The organism is Mammaliicoccus sp. P-M59, from assembly GCF_022386135.1.
Classification (GTDB): domain Bacteria; phylum Bacillota; class Bacilli; order Staphylococcales; family Staphylococcaceae; genus Mammaliicoccus; species Mammaliicoccus sciuri_A.
Genome location: NZ_JAJNJJ010000037.1, coordinates 1 through 408, shown reverse-complemented (window position 1 = coordinate 408; position 408 = coordinate 1). Strand labels below are relative to the sequence as shown.

Sequence of the window (408 nt, the reverse complement as noted above, 5' to 3'; positions counted from 1 at the left end):
ATATGAACCAACAACAGACGGCGTAACAAAAGATCATGGTACACCAACGACAACAGACGATGTAACAGGTGCAGTGACAATCCCAGATTATCCAGCGGATAAAGAAAAACCAACAATAACAGTGGATGATGAGACACAATTACCGGATGGTAAAACACCAGGTACAACAGAAGTAGATGTAACAGTGAAATACCCAGATGGTACAGAAGATCACATTAAAGTACCAGTAACAGTCGGTGAAGAAGCAGACAACGATGTATATGAACCAACAACAGACGGCGTAACAAAAGATCATGGTACACCAACGACAACAGACGATGTAACAGGTGCAGTGACAATCCCAGATTATCCAGCGGATAAAGAAAAACCAACAATAACAGTGGATGATGAGACACAATTACCGGATGG

Annotated in this window: 1 protein-coding gene; it reads left to right on the top strand. The window is 41.9% G+C overall.

Translation table 11 applies throughout. The features are described from left to right. Nucleotides 1–408: Rib/alpha-like domain-containing protein (locus LQ617_RS15870; protein WP_275590299.1), on the top strand; the 408-nt coding region annotated here is incomplete at both ends.